This window comes from Corynebacterium ulceribovis DSM 45146, assembly GCF_000372445.1.
Taxonomy (GTDB): Bacteria; Actinomycetota; Actinomycetes; order Mycobacteriales; family Mycobacteriaceae; genus Corynebacterium; species Corynebacterium ulceribovis.
This window is the reverse complement of the sequence record NZ_AQUY01000001.1, coordinates 1,092,984-1,108,556: the sequence shown is the minus strand read 5'-3', so window position 1 is coordinate 1,108,556 and position 15,573 is coordinate 1,092,984. Positions and strand designations below refer to the sequence as shown.

The 15,573-nt window shown below is 59.0% G+C and carries 29 protein-coding genes and 1 tRNA gene; 25 read left to right on the top strand and 5 right to left on the bottom strand.

Annotated features, from left to right (window positions below; all coding sequences use genetic code 11):
- From A3EC_RS0105265 to A3EC_RS12440, 5 genes are all read right to left on the bottom strand, one after another.
- Positions 1-279, bottom strand: a complete 279-nt coding sequence (locus tag A3EC_RS0105265) for an Lrp/AsnC family transcriptional regulator (RefSeq protein WP_018024132.1) — start codon at positions 277-279, stop codon at positions 1-3.
- A gap of 134 nt (positions 280-413) precedes the next feature.
- On the bottom strand, positions 414-1,532 hold the full coding sequence (locus A3EC_RS0105260; protein ID WP_169331392.1) for a tyrosine-type recombinase/integrase: 1,119 nt from the start codon (positions 1,530-1,532) through the stop codon (positions 414-416).
- Positions 1,533-1,700: 168 nt separating this feature from the next.
- A complete protein-coding gene (locus A3EC_RS0105255) occupies positions 1,701-2,030 on the bottom strand; it encodes a hypothetical protein (RefSeq protein ID WP_018024130.1) in 330 nt (109 codons plus the stop codon).
- On the bottom strand, positions 2,011-2,406 hold the full coding sequence (locus tag A3EC_RS0105250; RefSeq protein WP_018024129.1) for an ImmA/IrrE family metallo-endopeptidase: 396 nt from the start codon (positions 2,404-2,406) through the stop codon (positions 2,011-2,013). The genes A3EC_RS0105255 and A3EC_RS0105250 overlap by 20 nt, the downstream gene beginning before the upstream one ends.
- Positions 2,403-2,840, bottom strand: coding sequence for a helix-turn-helix domain-containing protein (locus A3EC_RS12440; RefSeq protein ID WP_156812826.1), 438 nt, complete (start codon positions 2,838-2,840; stop codon positions 2,403-2,405). The genes A3EC_RS0105250 and A3EC_RS12440 overlap by 4 nt, the downstream gene beginning before the upstream one ends.
- A 160-nt stretch (positions 2,841-3,000) precedes the next feature.
- Between A3EC_RS12440 and A3EC_RS0105240 the strand changes: the two genes are divergently transcribed.
- The 25 genes from A3EC_RS0105240 (at position 3,001) to A3EC_RS11430 (ending at position 15,569) form a co-directional block, all read left to right on the top strand.
- Positions 3,001-3,234, top strand: coding sequence for a helix-turn-helix domain-containing protein (locus A3EC_RS0105240; protein WP_018024127.1), 234 nt, complete (start codon positions 3,001-3,003; stop codon positions 3,232-3,234).
- A 58-nt stretch (positions 3,235-3,292) separates the two neighbouring features.
- Positions 3,293-4,018 carry a phage antirepressor KilAC domain-containing protein gene (locus tag A3EC_RS12720; RefSeq protein ID WP_018024126.1) on the top strand — a complete coding sequence of 242 codons (726 nt, stop codon included), beginning with the start codon at positions 3,293-3,295 and terminating at the stop codon, positions 4,016-4,018.
- Between the two features lie 305 nt (positions 4,019-4,323).
- Positions 4,324-4,396: transfer RNA gene (locus tag A3EC_RS0105230), tRNA-Arg, on the top strand.
- A 154-nt stretch (positions 4,397-4,550) separates the two neighbouring features.
- The gene (locus tag A3EC_RS13275) at positions 4,551-4,739 is read left to right on the top strand and encodes a helix-turn-helix domain-containing protein (RefSeq protein WP_018024125.1); all 189 of its coding nucleotides are present in this window, start codon (positions 4,551-4,553) and stop codon (positions 4,737-4,739) included.
- On the top strand, positions 4,736-4,918 hold the full coding sequence (locus tag A3EC_RS0105220) for a hypothetical protein (protein ID WP_018024124.1): 183 nt from the start codon (positions 4,736-4,738) through the stop codon (positions 4,916-4,918). The genes A3EC_RS13275 and A3EC_RS0105220 overlap by 4 nt, the downstream gene beginning before the upstream one ends.
- Positions 4,915-5,535 carry a helix-turn-helix transcriptional regulator gene (locus A3EC_RS0105215; RefSeq protein ID WP_018024123.1) on the top strand — a complete coding sequence of 207 codons (621 nt, stop codon included), beginning with the start codon at positions 4,915-4,917 and terminating at the stop codon, positions 5,533-5,535. Before A3EC_RS0105220 ends, A3EC_RS0105215 begins: the two co-directional genes overlap by 4 nt.
- Before the next feature lie 151 nt (positions 5,536-5,686).
- A complete protein-coding gene (locus A3EC_RS12910) occupies positions 5,687-5,848 on the top strand; it encodes a hypothetical protein (RefSeq protein WP_018024121.1) in 162 nt (53 codons plus the stop codon).
- Positions 5,826-6,215, top strand: coding sequence for a hypothetical protein (locus A3EC_RS0105200; RefSeq protein WP_018024120.1), 390 nt, complete (start codon positions 5,826-5,828; stop codon positions 6,213-6,215). Before A3EC_RS12910 ends, A3EC_RS0105200 begins: the two co-directional genes overlap by 23 nt.
- A complete protein-coding gene (locus tag A3EC_RS12905; RefSeq protein ID WP_018024119.1) occupies positions 6,205-6,351 on the top strand; it encodes a hypothetical protein in 147 nt (48 codons plus the stop codon). Before A3EC_RS0105200 ends, A3EC_RS12905 begins: the two co-directional genes overlap by 11 nt.
- Positions 6,344-6,598, top strand: coding sequence for a hypothetical protein (locus A3EC_RS0105190; protein ID WP_018024118.1), 255 nt, complete (start codon positions 6,344-6,346; stop codon positions 6,596-6,598). Before A3EC_RS12905 ends, A3EC_RS0105190 begins: the two co-directional genes overlap by 8 nt.
- On the top strand, positions 6,595-6,747 hold the full coding sequence (locus A3EC_RS12900) for a hypothetical protein (protein ID WP_018024117.1): 153 nt from the start codon (positions 6,595-6,597) through the stop codon (positions 6,745-6,747). The genes A3EC_RS0105190 and A3EC_RS12900 overlap by 4 nt, the downstream gene beginning before the upstream one ends.
- Positions 6,748-6,832: 85 nt before the next feature.
- On the top strand, positions 6,833-6,994 hold the full coding sequence (locus tag A3EC_RS12895) for a hypothetical protein (RefSeq protein ID WP_018024116.1): 162 nt from the start codon (positions 6,833-6,835) through the stop codon (positions 6,992-6,994).
- The gene (locus A3EC_RS0105175; protein WP_018024115.1) at positions 6,991-7,332 is read left to right on the top strand and encodes a hypothetical protein; all 342 of its coding nucleotides are present in this window, start codon (positions 6,991-6,993) and stop codon (positions 7,330-7,332) included. Before A3EC_RS12895 ends, A3EC_RS0105175 begins: the two co-directional genes overlap by 4 nt.
- Before the next feature lie 3 nt (positions 7,333-7,335).
- The gene (locus tag A3EC_RS12435) at positions 7,336-8,376 is read left to right on the top strand and encodes a YqaJ viral recombinase family protein (protein ID WP_018024114.1); all 1,041 of its coding nucleotides are present in this window, start codon (positions 7,336-7,338) and stop codon (positions 8,374-8,376) included.
- A gap of 67 nt (positions 8,377-8,443) precedes the next feature.
- Positions 8,444-9,295, top strand: a complete 852-nt coding sequence (locus A3EC_RS0105165; RefSeq protein ID WP_018024113.1) for a hypothetical protein — start codon at positions 8,444-8,446, stop codon at positions 9,293-9,295.
- On the top strand, positions 9,295-9,747 hold the full coding sequence (locus tag A3EC_RS11445) for a single-stranded DNA-binding protein (protein ID WP_018024112.1): 453 nt from the start codon (positions 9,295-9,297) through the stop codon (positions 9,745-9,747). Before A3EC_RS0105165 ends, A3EC_RS11445 begins: the two co-directional genes overlap by 1 nt.
- Positions 9,747-10,307 carry a type I-E CRISPR-associated protein Cas6/Cse3/CasE gene (locus tag A3EC_RS12430; RefSeq protein WP_018024111.1) on the top strand — a complete coding sequence of 187 codons (561 nt, stop codon included), beginning with the start codon at positions 9,747-9,749 and terminating at the stop codon, positions 10,305-10,307. Before A3EC_RS11445 ends, A3EC_RS12430 begins: the two co-directional genes overlap by 1 nt.
- Positions 10,304-11,047: a hypothetical protein gene (locus A3EC_RS0105150; RefSeq protein ID WP_018024110.1), complete on the top strand. Its 744-nt coding sequence runs from the start codon at positions 10,304-10,306 to the stop codon at positions 11,045-11,047. Before A3EC_RS12430 ends, A3EC_RS0105150 begins: the two co-directional genes overlap by 4 nt.
- A complete protein-coding gene (locus tag A3EC_RS0105145) occupies positions 11,028-11,423 on the top strand; it encodes a hypothetical protein (RefSeq protein ID WP_018024109.1) in 396 nt (131 codons plus the stop codon). Before A3EC_RS0105150 ends, A3EC_RS0105145 begins: the two co-directional genes overlap by 20 nt.
- Complete coding sequence (locus A3EC_RS0105140) at positions 11,423-12,289, top strand: hypothetical protein (RefSeq protein WP_018024108.1); 867 nt, start codon at positions 11,423-11,425, stop codon at positions 12,287-12,289. Before A3EC_RS0105145 ends, A3EC_RS0105140 begins: the two co-directional genes overlap by 1 nt.
- Positions 12,286-12,894, top strand: coding sequence for a hypothetical protein (locus A3EC_RS0105135; protein WP_018024107.1), 609 nt, complete (start codon positions 12,286-12,288; stop codon positions 12,892-12,894). Before A3EC_RS0105140 ends, A3EC_RS0105135 begins: the two co-directional genes overlap by 4 nt.
- Positions 12,873-13,595 (top strand): phosphoadenosine phosphosulfate reductase domain-containing protein, encoded by a 723-nt coding sequence (locus tag A3EC_RS0105130; protein WP_018024106.1) that lies wholly within the window; start codon positions 12,873-12,875, stop codon positions 13,593-13,595. Before A3EC_RS0105135 ends, A3EC_RS0105130 begins: the two co-directional genes overlap by 22 nt.
- 481 nt (positions 13,596-14,076) lie before the next feature.
- Positions 14,077-14,433, top strand: a complete 357-nt coding sequence (locus tag A3EC_RS12890; protein ID WP_156812825.1) for a hypothetical protein — start codon at positions 14,077-14,079, stop codon at positions 14,431-14,433.
- A 37-nt stretch (positions 14,434-14,470) separates the two neighbouring features.
- Positions 14,471-14,764 carry a helix-turn-helix domain-containing protein gene (locus A3EC_RS0105120; RefSeq protein ID WP_018024104.1) on the top strand — a complete coding sequence of 98 codons (294 nt, stop codon included), beginning with the start codon at positions 14,471-14,473 and terminating at the stop codon, positions 14,762-14,764.
- 325 nt (positions 14,765-15,089) lie between these two features.
- A complete protein-coding gene (locus A3EC_RS11430; RefSeq protein ID WP_018024103.1) occupies positions 15,090-15,569 on the top strand; it encodes a RusA family crossover junction endodeoxyribonuclease in 480 nt (159 codons plus the stop codon).
- Positions 15,570-15,573 lie beyond the last annotated feature (4 nt).

Here is a 15,573-nt window from a genome sequence, read left to right as displayed (position 1 = left end):
TTAGTCCAGCCCCAGGGAGAAGGCAGCTTCCAAGTCGTGCTTGGAGTAGGCGCGGAATGCGAGTTGCGTTTGCGTGCCGACGACACCGGGCACTTTGGACAGCTGATTCGGGATGATTTCGGCGAGTTTGTCATGGTCACGCACCCGCACCATGGCGATGAGGTCCCAGTCGCCGGTGACGGAGTACACCTCGGTGACCCCTTCGATTTCGACGATGGCGCTGGCCGCTTCGGGGATGGAATCAGCGTCGGCGTTGATCATGACGAATGCGGTGAGCATCAGGCCTCCTGGCGCAAGAATCGTTACAGTTCTTTTCATAGTACCGGCCCCGGCAGGTCGGGATTCTTTGGTATACACGGAGGTATGCGGTGTAATCTGCCGGATCTCTCATTTAGCCTGCATAAATGACGTTTCTACACCGCTCGCAGATGACCCCGTCCCGCAGCTGTCCCACGTGACAGCGTCGCGACGATTGCGTCCCTAGCCCTATCCTGCGCGCCCTCCACGACATGCGCGTACACGCCGAGTGTCACCGCCGGACTGGCGTGACCTAGCAGCGCCGAGACGTCCTGTACCGGCAGTCCGCTAGCTAGGAGCTGCGACGCGAAGTGGTGTCGCAGGGAGTGAAAGTTGACATGGTCAAGCTCCTGCCGCCCAATCGCGATTGCATGAGACAGTGCGGCGTAGGACACCACGCCGCCAGTGCGTGCCTTGAACAGACGGCCACTGCCTGCATATCGGGCTAGAACTTCCTCAAGCTCTGGCACCATCGGGATAACGCGACGTGCGGCCGGAGTCTTAAGCTGAACCCGCTCGCCACTCCTGTTTGCCTGCGTTGTCACCTCGATGACTTTCGCCGCGAAATCAAGGTCGGCATCATCGAGCGCCAGGACTTCACTTGCCCGCATGCCGGACAGCTTTCCAACCTCCATCAAATCTGCATAGATAGGCGCTGGTCTAGCGGTCGATGTGGCCTTCTTGCCATCGCGCACAACGGGATACTCGTATCCGCCATGCCGTACGTCGTAAATGACCCGCTCGACTTCTGCCTTGGTCGGAATCTCCACCCGGACTCCGACGCGACGCGGCGGTGTAGAGCGAACCGGATTGCGCGGCACGATGCCAATCTCAACGCCATAGGCAAAGGCGTTACGCAGGTGCGACAAGCTTGCTGCGGCCGTCGAGTGTGACACCCCTTCATCTTGGCCGCTTATCCAGTCTCGACCAGCTCGCATGCGGTCATACCATTGCCTGACCTGTACGGCAGTGACTGACGATGCGGGAAGATGGGCTAGAGGCTCTAGCATCGTGCGCCGGGTGTATAGGTAGGTCTTATACGTGTTTGCGGTACGAAATTCTGACGCGACCCAATTGTCGAATAGTTGCCCCACGGTCACCTTCGTGTTGGCTGGGTCTTGCCATGTGCCGCCCTCCATCGCCGCCAACTGCTGCGCTAGCCAGGTCTTGCCGTCTTTCTCGCGGTCAAAAGTCTTAGAACGCTCTTTGCCGCCCGGGTCGCGATAGCGCGCCACCCATCGTGTCTTGCCGCCCCTTATGCGTTTTTGGACACCCATTGATACGCTCCTTATTGCCAGCGTTCGATACCTGTCTGGTCATTCCTGCTAGCGCATGCATTCCCTCATGCGCTGCCATTAAGCCCCCGCTTGCCGTTCCTCAACGCGGCAGGTGGGGGCTTATTTTTATTTCAATGCAAAGCTGCCCTTAACTTCGGCGGTGCCATCGTCCTTAGGTTCGACAACGCAGCCATAGGTGCGCCCATCTTTAGTCTTGCCCTTGATGTCGTATTTCATGACACCAGAGACATTAATCTCGCGGATATTTCCAGGGCTGACCGTCTTGAAATCCGAAATGGAGTACTTACCGCCGCTACTGTCCGCCAGGTGCTTCTGGCACGCTACGACCGCTTCAGATTCGCTCATACGGCCATCGTCAGTGCTGCAGCCGGTCAGTAGCGCGGCGGCCACCAGGGCGAGAGTGCCTGCAGTTGCTTTACGAGTGTTGATATTCATGTTCCTTAATCCTTTGGTGCATGGTCTGCCACACCTCGAGCAGGTGCAGCGTGACGCCTAGCTCACGGGCGATATGGCCAGGGTGTGAGCACTGCGCTTCGGCGGCGCGGTAGGCGGCGGGGTCGATGAGCAGGTTGGCGGCGAAGCGGTCGGCGCGCCGCTCCATCGCCCTATCGAGATGTGTGATGCCGGTGAGTGTGTCGCCGTGGACGGCATGGCCCAGCTCGTGTGCCAGCGTGCAGCGCCGGGGCACGTCGAGCAGGTCGCGTCTAAGCGAGATAGTCCGCGCGCTGTGGTCGTAATACCCCTTGGTGCCGCCGTCATGCTCGACGACTGTCACGCCGAGCTGCACGGCCAGGTGGTCTAGGTCAATCAATCAAATTCCGCTCCATCCCAGTCCTCTTCCGGACTGCTATCTGCGACGACACCAAAAGGCATATCAGACGGCTCAGACAGCGTCGCGGCAGTGCTCGAACGGCGTTCGGCAAGCTCGTCGACTGGCGCAGTATCGAGTAGTTTCAGGCGGCGCAGTAATTCATCGGTGAGCTGTTCGTCGGTGGCGCGACTAAGGGCTGTAGTGACGCCAGGCTCGGTAATCCATCGTGCGCTCATGAAGCCAAGGTCAACAAGGGCTATGGCTGGTGACTCTTCGTAAGCTTCGGCAATTTTGATAATCATTTCCGGCTTGAGTTCGCCCGCCCTAACTTGCCGCCCTAGCGTCGCGTCTGACACTCCGGCGGCGTCTGCAATCTGTCGGTTTGAGTCGCCTTTAGCGACCCGTTCTAGCCATTCGAGGTGAGTGTGTCTCATGGCTATAACCGTACGCTGTCGCACGCGCTGCGTCAAGATGACGTGCCCCACACGCTGGGGAAATGGGTGGTTACAGCGTGGCGACTTGCGTAATTCTATAAAGTGCGTCAAGATGATATCACCGCATCAAAATGATGTAAGCGAGTCGAAAGGGGGCACAGTGTCCGTCAAGCTAGATCCATCTGTCATTGACCAGCTTCGTGAGCAGCATGGGCTGAAAAACTTCGAGCAGGTAGGCCAGAAGCTCGGTCGCACAAGCCACACGGTGCGCAAGTGGTATCACGGCCAAACCGTTCCAAATTCGCCTGACCTGGTGAAGCTTCAATTCCTTACGGGTCGGCCATACGGGACGATGCTCATCATCAAGTCCGAGCCAGGCCGCAAGAGCGCATAAAAATGCCCGGCGGGAGAACGCCAGGCAAATAAACAGTTATCAAGATAGGGGTTACAGCATGTCTGACCTAATTCCAATCCAGGACAATGACGGTGCGCAGGCTGTCCTAGGCCGCGACCTGCACGAGTTTTTGGAAGTGAAGTCCAATTACACAGAGTGGCTTGGCCGAATGGAAGAGTACGGCTTTTCGGAGGGTCAAGACTTTATTCGAAATTCCGAATCAAATGGACGTGGCCGACCAACCGTGAACCACATCATCAGCCTGGACATGGCGAAAGAGATTTCCATGATTCAGCGCACCGACAAGGGCAAGCAAGCGCGCCAGTACTTCCTTGAGTGCGAACGCCGCGCGCGCCAGCCGCGCATCGACGGAAACGAATTGACACGCCTTGAGCTGATTCAGATTGCGATGAACGCCGAAACTGAGCGCCTGGAGCTCGAGCAGAAGAACAAGGAGCTCGAGCCGAAGGCGGACGCTTACGACAGCTTCCTAGAAACAGACGGCACCTACAGCGTTGGCAATGTGGCGAAGATGCTTGGCAAGTCGCAAAACAAGCTGTTCGCAGAACTGCGCAACGTAGGTGTACTCATTTCCAAGGGCCATATGCGCAATACGCCATACCAGCAGTACATGAAGCACTTCACCGTCAAAGCTCACGAGTATGAGCGCAGCGACGGAACTACTGGCTGCTCATACACGACGCGCGTTCAGCCGTCTGGCGTGGACTTCATTCGCAAGAAGCTTGGACTCAAGCGGATTGACCCAGAGCTTCCAGCAGCCTAAATAAATCGTCACACCTTTTGTCACAGCCATGTTTTGGCCCATACCTAGGTATAGGCCGGAACGGCGGTGTGACGTTTCATGTGACGTTTAGACCAGGTCGGTTTAAGCCGCCGGGGCAGTGCAACGCGCCCCTGGTCACGACGTCAGCCCGAGCACGCGGGGCTTGACACTGATTTTTGAAAAGTTCATAGCTTGCCGTGTGGAAGATACGGGGGTCGAGCGTTGGTGCACAGATACGCCATGACGCCCCTACACCTGATTTGCACTCAGTGGGAACGAGCGCACGGAAGAACACAAGCACGCACGCCTGCGTAGCTCAATGGATAGAGCATCGCGCTCCTAACGCGAAGGTTGCCGGTTCGATTCCGGCCGCAGGCTCTGCTGACCGCGCCGGGCGCACCTTCCCATCTGGGGTGGATTGTCATCGGCAAGACCGCCGTGCCACCCCCGGCACCTGGTGTGGTCAGCCAACACGAAACCCCGGCAAGTCGTGACGGACTAGCCGGGGCAGTTGCAGCAAGGACTAAGGAAAATGCCGCAAACCAAGACTAACACCTACCTCACCGCCGCCATGGTGGCCGAGAGGTGGGAGACAACAGAAAGACATGTGTACCGACTTATGGCCAGAGGACAGCTGCGCTGCAGCAACCTTGGCGGCGTCAAGCGCGTGCACAGAGACGACCTAGCCGAGTTCGAGTCGGCAGCAAGGGGTGAACGATGAAGCCAGACAAAGATGACCCGCTCGCCCTGGCGCTACTGGCTGGACTGCAAGACCTAGACCTAGATGAACTAGCTCACCAAGACAGCCCGGCAGACGTGGCATTCTTCGGCGCGATGATGGCGCTGCTCGTGCTGCTCGCCTCCATCGTCGCAGTGAATCTCATCGTGGGGCTGCTATGAGCGACACACGAGAGTACATTGCCCGCATGCGCCAGCTCGCCACGCAGGAGCACATCCAGCAGTTGCGAGACCGTGGGGTGACGTTTGTCGAGATTGGCAAGCTCGCAAAGATGGGCCACACCTCGGTCAGCAACTTCGCCTACGGGTTTGAAGTGCCGGGCGCAGAGGCCGCCGTCAAGATTATGAGCGTTGGCCTAGACAACTTTCAGCCGAACATCAATATCGACGGCACGCCAGTCCCGCGCGACAGCGAGCTGAGGACTGATGCGGTACTGGGGCGCATCGACGAACTGCTCGACGCGGGGCTGTCGATTGAGCTTGTCGCCAAGGTCACCAAGGTTACCAGGGCGACAATCAGGCTATGGCAGAGGGGCAAGGTCACGCCATCCATCCCCGTCGCCGCAAAAGTGCTAGCAGTCAGCCTCGACGACCTGGACGAATTCGGCCCCGAAATTGAGGTAGCGAAAATCAAGCAAGAATACCCGTTCATGCGGTACATGTTCGGCAACTTTGACGATGCGGCAAGGCGGCTCGCCGATGCGTTTTCGCGGCCTGTCGATGAGGTGCGAGAGATTGTCGACCCAGGTCGAAAGAGGAACAGAAAGGCGGCGTCATGACCTCCTTTAGCGAAGCTCTTAAGCGCGACCGGATTCGCTGGGCGTTCAGACTGCAGTGCAGTCGACTAAGTCGCGCCGGAGCCATCGGACACTGCGCCACCCTGTTCGGGCGCGCGCCACTGGAAATTGAAGAAATTGTGAAGGAGCAAAAATGCTAGATGTCATTTTATTTTTGACTGTCACCGTCCTGGTAATCGCCTTCGGCTGGCAACTGCTGTCCGACGTGCGCGGCATGCGTGAGCATCGGGAATTCCTATCCAACCTGAGGCTAGATAAGGAGGGGCAGCGCCGTGGCCGCCACCGCCGAAACTAAAGAGCGCCTTCGGGTCCAGGCGCTAGCGCACATCGACCAGTTACGCGCCGCTGGTAAAAACATGGCCTGGATTGCGCAGATGGCCGGGTTTGACGCCAGCCTGATTAGCCGCTGGCGGCGCTCGGAAAACTACCCTAGCCTGCACACTCACCGACGCATTTTGGCCGTGACGCCTGACCAGAAGCGACCGTTTCCGACGTTGCCAGAAGATAATCAGGCAGTGCGGCATGAATTTAAGCACATGAAGCACATCCTCGGCAGCACCAACGCTGCGCTGCACAGGCTCGCCGACGCCTACTGCATGCCGGTCGCCACGATCGAGAAGCGGCTGCGCAATGCAGGGGAGGAGTTGCACCATGCACCCTAAAGAGCCACGGCTCGACGACGACTTCGCGCGCGACTACGCCCCGGGTGACTACGCGACCGACTGGCAGGAAGTATGCGGCATCGACCGCCCGGAGGATATGGACGAATACCTGTGCGAGGGAGATGAATATGAGTGACCTGCCACCACTTGACCAGCTCAAAGAACTGCAGCAACGCATCACACCGGGGCCGTGGTTTAGCATCAGTGACTTATACGATATTGACATGACCTACATCTACGACGGGGCGGGGCAGATGTGCTTAAGTCTAACCCCGATCGGTTCCGGGTCGTCGTATCAACCCGGAGACCTTGAAGTGGCTGCACTCGCCCCCGCCTTGCTGGCCGAAGTAATACGCCTGCGGCAAAAGGAACTGATGCCATGACAGTTTACCGGCAAGAAGCCCACAACGGGGACGGGGACTGGAAACCCACCGGCGACTACTGGGCAGACGAAGATAGCCCGGCGATCACATGGTCAGAATGCCACCGCAAAACACGACTACAAGACGGGGAATGGGTCGAAGATGGCTGAAACCTTCCGCCACGCAATCACACAACTACTCGAAAGGGCAACGGCATGAGACATCAAAGCCCGACGGCAAGCGAAAGAACCAAGAATGACTAAGTACGAATACGGCGCCCATTACACGGGCACACATCGCTATGTGACCTGCCCATCTAAGGGTCACGCAAAATTCATCGTGCAGCGCAACCTGGACGCAGGCATTCCGTGCGAGGTTGTCCGGCGCGAGGTCGGAAAGTGGGAGGGCGTGAAGTGAGCATCACGTCGACCATTGCACTGGCAGTTGCCACCGTCGTGACATCCGCAGTTTTCGCAGCTCTCTGCTTTGAGGTGCGAAAAGCTCGCATCGACATGGACGCCATAGAGCGGTCCATCAGGCGCCTTCGGTCAGATGTCGACCTACAGCATGAGTTCTACTTAAAGGACAAGTCGCATACATTCGCGCTATCTACCAATGTGCACAAGCTGGAAAGACGGCTGCGCAGGCTGGAGAGAGCTAAGCGCCGCGCTCCGGTGAAGCGTGACGACCTAATCAGGCGGCTCGAAGAGATTCTTGCCGACGTGAGGGCTATCAGCAAGGAAGGTAAGGGCTAAGGAATGCCAAACAAGGTAGTCAATAACCCACCACGACCGGGCAGTTCAGAATGGCTGCGCGTAGTCACCGCGTCAAAGGTGCCCGCAATCCTCGGCCTGTCGCCGTGGAAAACAGCGGGCGAAACATGGATGGAAATGTCCGGCCTGGCTGAGCCGGAGCCGGTCGACGATATGCAAGACCGCTTCATCTGGGGTCACTGCGCTGAGCGGTCACTAGCCGAATTCTGGCAAGAAAAACGCCTGCTAGACACGGGTGAGATGTGGCAGCTATCGCCCGGCGAGGTGGCCTACACGGACGAATCGCTGCCGTTCCCAAACCTAGCGACACTCGACCGGCGTGCACTGAATCGCAAGCGCACTAAGGCACAAGGTCGCTACCTTTTCATCGAGTGCAAAACGTCAGACTCGAAGGAAGCGTGGGGTAGCGGTGAACTGCCGGCGCATGTCGCCGGGCAGGCGATGGCACAAGCTGCAATCAGCGGCATTCATACCGGCTACGTCGTGGCACAACTCTGGTCGACGCTCCCTGAAGTCCATGAGGTGCAGCATGACCAGGAGCTATGGGACGGCACTGTCGACCACATCGCCGAATTTGTGAAATCACTGGGCGAGCATGAGCCGCCAATGCCGCCCGCTGACCTGCTCGACGAAATCAACCGACAGCGCAAGCTCTTAGTGAGCTTCGACGACGACGTTGACCTCGAGGAAGATGATGGCAGGCTCGCCAGCTACCTCACCCTGAGGCGCAAGCAGGCTCAAGTCAACGAGATGGTCGCCAGCGAGGAAAAGAGGCTCGAAGAGTGGGCGGCAGGCCGAAAGGTCACCGTGGGCGGCAAGGCGTTCATGTCGCCAGTCAAGGGCCGCTTCTCCAAGACGCGATTTGATAAGGATGACGGCCTAAAGCAGTACCGCCACCTGCTGCAGGACGCGGACTGCATGGAGACGAAAACCGCCTTCAGCGGCAAGCTATTCAAGCAAAAGTACCCGGACATATATGCCGCTGCAATAGGCGACGACTCCTACCGCTTCCGCGACATCACCTAGTCGCAGCAACATCAACCCAATCTGACGCGCCATGAGGGCGCATTTTTTATGCCTCGAGGAGGGCACAATGAGTAACCTACCGGCCAATATCGACCACAGCGATGCGCCAGCGACACCACCTAGCGCGCCGCAAACTGTCGGCACGCAAGCCCTGCAGAACCTGCAGATGCAGGCCAACGCTATGCGCAACGCCATGCAAATCGCCGAAGCGATGTGCGCCACCGAGATGGTGCCGAAGCACTTCAAGGGCAAGCCCGCTGACGGTGCAGCCGCCATCCTATACGGCGCTGAGCTTGGCCTAAACGCCACTCAATCCCTGCAGCAGGTCATGGTCATCAACGGCAAGCCTGGCATCGAGACACGCACCGCGATGGCGCTGCTCATCAAGCAGGGCTATGTGGTGGAGACACTGGAAACGTCAGACCAGTGCGTCACCGTGAAAATCACGGCACCACGCGGCAACCACGAAATCGCGTCGTGGGATATTGAACGCGCCACCAAGGCTGGATACCTCTCCAACAAGCTGTACAAAACGATTCCGCAGCAGATGCTGTATGCCAAGGCTGCGATGGAAGCTGCCCGCAAAATCGCGCCACACGTCCTATCTGGCATCGCGTACTCCACGGAGGAACTGCAGCTCGAACGGATTAAGGCGACCGCGACACGCACCGACCACGGCATGGGTGCAGTGCGTGAAGCCCTGGCGCAGAAGCAGCAGCCAGCACAGCAGCAGGATGAGCCAGCTCAGGCCATGTCCGAGTTCGCCACAGAGTCGCTTGCTGCCATCGAGTCCGTGTCCACAATGGATGAGCTGACCGAAGTAATGGGATGGGCGCGGCCTGACGATATGCCTGCGGTCGAGATTGACGCTATCCGCGATGCAGCTAACCGCAAGGCGCGCAGCGAAGGGTGGGCATAGTGAAACCCGCCAACATACTGGTATTCAGTGGCAGGCTCGGCAAAGACGCTGAAGCCCGCGTAAACCCCAATGGTAAAGAGCTGGTCACGTTCAGCATTGCGCAGGACGAGCGCCGCAAGAACCAGCAGGGCGAATGGGAGACGCTATTCACCAGTTGGGTGCGTGTCACTGCGTGGGATAGGGACGCGCAGAACCTGGCCAGGCAGCTCACCAAAGGTCAGCTAGTCACAGTTGTAGGCAGGCTGCAGGTCAGGCCGTGGACAACAGATGACGGGCAGCAACGTCTATCTGTCGATGTTGTGGCCGACCGCGTAGACCTCGCCCCCGACTTTACCCCACAAGGCCAGGGTCAGGGCGGCTGGCAAGCGCAAGGCCACCAGCAAGCAACCAACGCCTGGGGCAGCACCCCTAAGGCGCAGCCATTCCCGGACGAGGACCAGCCGCCGTTCTAATGCACATCACGACCATCAGATTGCACAGGGGCGCAGCGCGGCAATTCAGGGACGCGCACCACGCCCACGCCATCATCTACACCTTCCTCGGAGAGCGCGGACTGTGGGCACAACCGCAGCCTGACACCATCGTCATCCAGCATGGGCGCCCCATTGACTGGCTTGCACATGACGACCTCATCAAAAGCTCATTCACCACCGAAATCCCGCAGCATGCAGACGGTGACGAAATCACATTCGCCCTCATCGGAAACCCCACATTCCAGAAATTCGAACGCGGCAAACGTGGCAAACGCAAACCCTTGCCGCCAGAAAGGTGGAACGAATGGCTAGAGCGTCGCATGGGTGAAATCCTCGACCTCCACACCATCGACACCACCAGCATGTCGACAGCCACAGGGCGCTACCATGCCCGCCGCACGACACACCTGCGGGTGATGTACCTGGGCATGGCAACCGTCAAGGACGCTGCACGCCTCCACACCCTGAAAGCTAACGGCGTCGGTAGAGGAAAAGCCTACGGATGCGGACTGCTCATCACACAAAAGGAGGAAACGTGACATCAGCGCAGAGACTCATCTGGCAGGCAGCTGGCAAAAAGCCAGTCCCTGGAGCGAAGGCAAAGCTGCTACAGGAGCGCCCAGCAGTCTGCTGCATCACCGGCGACCAGGAGGCCGTTACGGCTGACGCCAAGAAAGCACTCGGCGACAATTTCACCGACCAATCCCTATGGAACTCTGGGTCGGGCCGTGTCGGGCAGGCCGCACTGTGGTGCTGCTCAGGGAAAGGCAAAGAGTCACCGCGAATGTGGACTTGGGTCTGCGCACCTGGCGAACATCTGCCAGATTCGCATGAGAAGGCCGCCCATCGAGCACCTGGACTCTGCCTGACAAACCGAGCCAACACTCGGCCAGTCATCGACACTCTCATGAAGCCCCCAATGGGCGAGTGGACGGTCTGCGTCGCAGTGAGCGGGCAGAAGCACGCACTTCCCTACGCCAGGACCAACATTGGCGACCGGGCATGGACAGTGCGCATGGAGGACCAGGACATCACATCCACGAGCAGCGTGTGGCACGAGGTGTTTTTCACGACCCTCGCACTACGCCGCATGGGAGTCCATGCCGACAACATCACCGCCGGAATGCCTGGAAACTTCAAAACTCATGACGAGCTCAGTCGGTGGCGACACCTGGCCGCCACGCTCGCCCCCTACCAGTCTGCACCAATCACACAGCTCGCACTGTGGTGCATCACAAAACCAATCATGGAGGACACCAATGCCTACCCCAACGACTGACCAGCTCGACAGCGCGACCGTCGGCCTTATCTTCGCGCTGCGCGACAGTCTGACCGACGCTAGCCCCAGCCTCATCGACTTCTGGAACGAACGGGCTGCAACCGCTATCGAAACCGCCGCAGCCGGAGCGGACAATGCACCACAAGCGCTATCCATCGCCTGCCGGAAGCTGCAAATTCACACCATCAAGCCCAGCGCGGTCGACACCGCAAAGCGAGCGACCGACATTATCAGCCAGGACTTCCAAGCCTGGTCGAGCCACGTCAGCCAGACAATGCCCTACATCGTCATGCTTGCCCGACTCGACCGCGATAACCGCAAATCAAAAAAGGCCACACAGGCCGTTGTCGCCGATCTAGGAAAGCCAGGATTCTAATGACTACCATCACCCCACAGCCACACACCGAGATTCGACTGACGGCCACACTGGCCAGCCCCTTCCATCACGGGGCGGGCACCTCTGGAAACACTAGCCTGCTGCGCACTCAGGACAGCGTCCTGCCGGACGGCACCGTAGCCCGCACCCCCTTCCTCTCTGCAGCAAGCATCCGCCACGGACTCCGAGACGCCCTCGCATGGCATCTGGTCGAGAATGTCGGAATTGAGCCGGGCTCACTCTCCAAAACTGCAGTCGACCTACTGTGGACCGGCGGGTCGGTGACATCGACTGGGTCCCGCACCAACCTTGAGATGATGCGCCGCATTGAGCAGACCCTGCCGATGCTGAGCATGCTCGGCTACGCCGCCGCATCAGACATTGTCACCGGAACCTTGCGGGCCAGCGACATGATTCTGGTCTGTCGGGAAAACAGCTGGCGACTGCCAGAGAGTCTGCATACGGACCGGCAGGCAGCCGCATTCCGCGGTGAAGAGTTCGGCACCCGCCACGACCAGGGGGCTGGGCCTGCGGCCCGCTACCTCGCCACCGTTGACGGCGAGATGAGTACCGCACAAATGATTTGGGATACACAGGTGCTCATCACTGGCGCGAAGCTGCACGGCACCCTGTCGCTCACACCGGCCGCCACCGACGCACATGATGTCACCCTAGGTGCCGCACTTGCACTATGGGCCCCAGAGGGCAAGGTGACCCTTGGCGCTAAGACTGCCCAAGGCTATGGCGCGGCCACCATCGACGGCATTGACCACGCAGACGCTAACGCAAAGCTGCGGCGGTGGACCGAGCACGTCACAGATCGAGCGATGGACATCAGAAACCTCATCGAAGAGTTGACCAAATGAGCAGCCACCGTATCCGCGCCCACCTCGACACGCCAATCATCGGCGAACTTAGTCCGCTAGATGGCCCGACATCTTGGGCCTTCTGGCAAAAGTCAGTGCGCGATAACCTTCCACTTACAGACATAACGCCAGAGGGGTGTCCCGACTTTGACCTGCCATTTGAGACCTGGCAGCGCGGTGACTACTGGGGCTGGTGCGTCTCGGACGCTATCTACACCCCGGGCCACTACGGCGCGACCGAAATACGTCGCAGGCCAGCGACCGGACCTATGGCCGCATTCACCACCGTCAGGGAGCATCATCACGGACTCGGGCAGCTCAAGGCCCGGAATGTCACCATCGGCACAACGCACGCTGCCCATGTGGACTACTACGCGGAGGTGACTGACCTCGACCTGCTCCGAGAACTACTCGGCATCATCACTCATCTAGGGGCTCGTCATCGAAATGGATTCGGACATGTAACGCGCTGGGAAGTCTCTGATGCGCTGCCAGGCATGTGGCAGCAGCGGCCTATGCCGTCAACGTCTGGACGGATGATGCGCACCCGCGCACCCTACTGGCACCCGACAGAGAGGACGCAATGCGAAGTTTTGCCGACCTAGATCAGCACGTCTGGCGGCAGCGGTCACGGCTCTTCAAGGCCTTTCACGACGACCCTGCAAAACGTGCCGCGATGGCGAGGAAGAGGATTGAAGAGTTCCTCTCTGACGGAGATGCGACTGTATCTGTGTCGTGGGGCAAGGACTCTGTCACAACTGCCCACCTGACCGCAAGCGTTGACCCTAAGATTCCGATTCGATGGGTGCGGGTCAGCGGGTTAGAGATGCCAGGCACCCTAGCCGTGAGAGATGCGTTCCTGGAAATGCATCCGCACGTCGCCTACCAGGAGATTGCAGTTGACCTGCCCATCATGCGCGGCGAGCCGGGCTTTCCGGGGGTTAGTGTCGATTATCTTGCCGGCTCGAATACTGGTCGCACGATTACGGGGATTCGAGCTGCCGAGTCGAGACAGCGGGCAATGTCAGCCCGCGTACATGGGGTCATGACCGCCAAGACGTGCCGACCCATCATCGACTGGCCAGATATGACAGTTTTTGCATACCTGGACTCGGAAGGTCTGCCCATCCATGCGGCATACCGACAGTCCCTTGGTGGCCGTCTGTCATTGAGTGACATCCGTGTCCACGCGCTGGGTACTGCGACACTGCATGGCTCATCATTCTGGCCACGCATCGTCGAGTGGGAGGACCATTACTACGGTGACACCCTCGGGGAGGAGTTGGCGCGCCGTGCACGTCGATGACCCTATGCAGCCGAGCATTGTAGGACACTACATTCAGCCGCCATTCAGCGTCCTAGATAGACGTAAGGGTGAGTGGCGCAAACGCACTCAGTGGTGGCGCGAGCAGCTCCCGGACGATGCTGACGGGCGGGATGTGGCATGCAACGCTAGTGGCGGCATTATGTCCATCGGTGATGGCGTCAGTCGGTTTGACCCTACGCTAGCTGAGGTTTTTTATCGATGGTGGACGGCATCAGGCGACTTGGTCTTCGACCCCTGCTGTGGGGGAGTCACACGTGGGCTCGTCGCCAGTGCGATGAGGCGGCGCTATGTCGGAGTCGACGTGCGTAGCGAGCAAGTTGCGGCCAACTCAGCATATGGCGACATGTGGCGCGTCGGGGATGGTCGAGTGGGTCATATGTCCGGTGTCGATGCAGTGTTTACCTGTCCGCCATATTGGCGGCTTGAGCGGTACTCAGACCAGTCGGATGATATGTCAGCCATGACGCTTGCCCAGTATCGCCAGGCGGTCAATGAGATTGCCGCGGCCAGCTATGGCGCGCTCGCCGAGAATCGCTACATCGGTGTGGTCATCTCAGATGCCAGAGGCAGGGATGGCCTCTATGCGGGACTTCCTGCGATGTGGTGGCAGGCGATGAGCGATGCAGGCTTCGGCATGCTCGCCGACATGGTCGTCCTCGACCCAGTGGGGCGCAAGTACCTCACAGGCTGGAAGCTGCTTGGCACATCCAGAAAGCCGACGCGAGTGCATCAATACCTGCTCGTCGGAGTCAAGGGCGATGCAAGGCAGGCTGCGGCGCGGCTGCATTCGAAAGATATGCACACAACACCAATCTAATCAATCATCTACCTAACCCGCGGGAGGGCGATATTTAGTGAGCATTCGTGCCGTCGCGTGGGTGAGTGATGAGGTTGATGGGGTCACACCGACAGAGAGGGCTGTGCTGTATTTCCTAGCCGATAAGGCAAGGGAGCACGGCGGCAGTCAGCAGGCGTGGCCGTCGGCTGTGTTTATGGCTGACCGTCTTGGAGTGAACAAAAGCACGGTAAAAAGGGCGTTGAAAGTTCTTGAAGAACGTGAGTTTATTAAGCGCGGGAATCAAGAATTAACCGCCGCGAGAGGCGGTGGGCGCGCCCCGGTCGTGTGGCGATTGAACATCAAAACATGACCTGTTTTACCGCCCGCAAGGGTGCACGGGTGCACCTTTCGACCACACAGCAAGGGTGCATGGGTGCCACCTTCAAGGGTGCATGGGTGCACCTTTGCAAGGGTGCACGGGTGCACCATAAAGACAGTAAGTCAACCAGTAATAAACCCCGCAGCCGCTCAATCTCTTTCGCTTCCCACGCGTCTGCTGTAACCGGGGCTACGCCGCCGGGCCCGAACCGGTAACTTCCCGCAAAGGCTCATTCGCCATTGCGCCACAGACCCACGAATTATGAACCAAACTTTGTGCGCGTTTTAGGCGCGCCCATTTTGCATGGAGGTTTTCATTGCAATTTTTTGTCGAAGGCATCCCGCGCCCCCAAGGCTCCAAGCGCGGATTCGTCCGCAAAGGCCGGGTGGTGCTCGTCGAAGTGTCGAAACACCTCGCCCCATGGCGGGAACGGGTTGCCGCTGCCGCCGCTGCCCACGCCCAGGATGGAGAACTCATCGGTCCAGTGGTCGTTGAGCTTGAATTCGTCATGCCCCGCCCTAAGGCGATGAGCATGCGCATGCCGACGCCGTGGCACGTGAAGCGACCAGACGTCGACAAGCTCACCCGTGCCGTGCTCGATGCGCTCACGGGGTCGTGCTTCGTGGACGATTCTCAAGTCGTTGCGATAAACGCCCACAAACGCACCGCAGAGCCGTTAGAACCTGTTGGGGTATACGTGTGGTGCAGTAGCGCCCAAAAGTGGCTCAACGGCAAAAATAAGGCCGGTTACGGGGACATGGTGACACAATGGCCGAACATATCGCCCGCATTTTAAAGGG